The sequence below is a fragment of the Mesorhizobium sp. M1142 genome (genome assembly GCF_040318565.1).
GTDB lineage: Bacteria > Pseudomonadota > Alphaproteobacteria > Rhizobiales > Rhizobiaceae > Mesorhizobium.
This window is the reverse complement of sequence record NZ_JAMYMK010000062.1, coordinates 1-2,412: the sequence shown is the minus strand read 5'-3', so window position 1 is coordinate 2,412 and position 2,412 is coordinate 1. Positions and strand designations below refer to the sequence as shown.

General features: G+C 56.5%; 1 protein-coding gene and 1 pseudogene. Both read right to left on the bottom strand.

Features of this window, described 5'->3' with window-relative positions:
- Positions 1-233 (bottom strand): annotated as a pseudogene (locus tag NKH42_RS30975) (ATP-grasp domain-containing protein); the annotation flags it as partial.
- 749 nt (positions 234-982) lie between these two features.
- Entirely contained in the window at positions 983-2,272 is a 1,290-nt protein-coding gene (locus NKH42_RS30970) for an NAD(P)/FAD-dependent oxidoreductase (RefSeq protein ID WP_352974824.1), read from the bottom strand.
- Between the last annotated feature and the right edge of the window lie 140 nt (positions 2,273-2,412).

The window sequence follows — 2,412 nt, the reverse complement described above, 5'->3', positions numbered from 1 at the left end:
CCAGCAAGATCATAGGTCGCGCGGAGCTGGTCACATTCACGGATCAGCGCATCGAGATTGTTTGTATCGACACGGATTGCCTCAACGCTTTGCGCAGCAAGATAGTCGTACTGAGCTGGATCAGCCGACAGGGTAATTGGATGAAGACCAAGACGCTGGGCCGCTTGGACATACAGCAAACCAGTACCGTGTGTGTTGCCTTCAAGCAGGATGAGCGCTCTTCTTGTTGCCATGGCTGTTACCCCGGTGTTGCGTGTTGGGCGGCGGGCTGAGTAAAATCGGCACCGCCGCGCCTGATCTCAAAGTCGCAGTGAACGTACCATTGTCAGCGATTTGCAGTGCAAAGATTCCGCAAATTCATGTGACGGATCTGTTGCGACGTTTTGATTCCTGGCGGTGGGGCACGGAGCGTCTCCGGAAAACTTCGCAGAGTTGCGATGTCGAAGGAAGAGCAGTTCGACACAGTCTGTGGTCGTGCTTGGCCTAAATCCGGCCTGTACGATGATTTGAGGAGATGATGGCCCACCTGAAGACTTTCTCCTCGGGCACACTTCCCGGCAACTTTCGGCCTCCGAAGGGGCAGGAGCAAGCAAGAGAAATTGCTTAGGACCGCTCGGCGGCGGTAAGCAAATTGGCGGCTACAAGCGTTGGCAGCTTCCTTCATCATCTTGGTCTCAATCCCAATTCTGATGTCTACGGCGATTTGCTAATAGGCATCAATGTCACCCTTGAGAAGGTAGTCGACGCCCCCGACAAGCCAGCAGGTGATGATCGGTGGAGTACTCGGAGCACCCGCTCGAAAGAATCGAAAATTGCTTAGCAGCAAGCCAAGTGTCGCATCCTCTATGACGGGACTCTTCAACCTTGCGGAAGCTGCTCCAGCAAGGAGGTAGACGCCCCGCGTTCTCGGCCAGTGCCAGCATCGCTGGACGGCTTCAAATATCTTGCAATCAATTCGGAGCGTGCGCAGCAAAGAAGGATGTCATCCATCGCCGAAAATCTGGCGATTCATTAGAGTTTCTTTCTTACTAGAAAAACGAGCGACAGAGAAAGGCGCCAGATTGAGACCTGGCTCACGTCCGAATAGTAGGTCCCCGACGATTTTGCCGGTTGTTGGGCCCTGCGTAAGTCCGAGATGACCGTGACCGAACGCATAAATGATATGCCGGCTCGGACCAGACCCCCCTATGACTGGCAGGCTATCCGGCGTAGCAGGGCGGTGGCCACTCCACTCCACGCCTCCCTTTTCCTTCATACCCGGAAGGTAGAGCTTGGCGAGCTTAACGAGAGCTTTGGAGCGGTCGAAGTTCGGTGCAGCCTTCAATCCGCCGAACTCGGCCGTCCCCCCGATCCGCAAGCCGATCGAGAGTGGCGTCGCCACAAATTTTCGCTCTGCGAATATCACTTCCCGTTCCAGGGCAACCCCCGGCGAGGCGATCGTGGTGTTGTAACCGCGCTCGCTCTCGAGAAGAACGCGATCCCCCAATTGCTTGGCGAGTTGTGCCGACCAGGCGCCCGCTGCGATGACGATCTTTGCTGCCCTCAGGGTCTTGCCGCCGTTTAGCGTAATCGCCGCACCGTCGGTTCTAGGCTCTACACGGTCAACTTGGCCTCTCAAGATTTCCGCGCCGTTATCGGCAAGCCAGCAGCGCAAAACGTCCACGATCCTCTTCGGGTCCGAAACATGCGACCACTGAGGCGTGAACACCCCATTTTTCACTATCGGACCGAGCGCCGGTTCCATGTCCCTGACCTGCGACGCGGACAACTCTTGGGTCTCAACACCGAGCGCACGCTTTGCATCCCACTCCGGCTTGTCGCGTCTCAGACCGCTGTCGCTCTCGTAGACCGTCAGCGCCCCCTTACGAAACAGATTGTTCGAAAGGCCGACTTTGTTGAAGAGCGGCAGGAGATCGTCATAGACGCGGCTGTTGATCTCCGCGAGCACGCCAGAAATCCGTCGTACTTCGGATGCTGAGCCCACTTTTGCGAAACGCCAAAGCCAAGGGAATAAATGAGGCGTATGCCTGACCCGGACCACTAGTGGGCCGAGCGGATCCAGAGCCCAGAAGGGCACTTTCTTCCATAATCCCGGGACAGATAAGGGTATTACTTCGGTTACTGCGATGCCGCCGGCGTTACCGAATGACACTTTGTCACCCTCAGGGTCGCGATCGATGATTGTAACCGCCGCGCCGCTCTGTAGCGCCTCGTAGGCGACACTCAACCCAACAATGCCGGCGCCGACGACGATGACGCTCATCCCAGCCATCTAGCTCCCTCCTCTGGAATTCATGCACATTGGCGACTGTATCCAATCTACAACGCCTTGACAATTCTGGATCCAAGTGGTTTATATTCAGATGCCCCGCTGGCAAGCTGGCGGACTTTCTGGGAGGAATGGCTTGGACG

Excerpts from the sequence above, each read along its gene's own strand:
- NKH42_RS30970 (WP_352974824.1), bottom strand. The coding sequence starts at position 2,272 with ATGGCTGGGATGAGCGTCATCGTCGTCGGCGCCGGCATTGTTGGGTTG.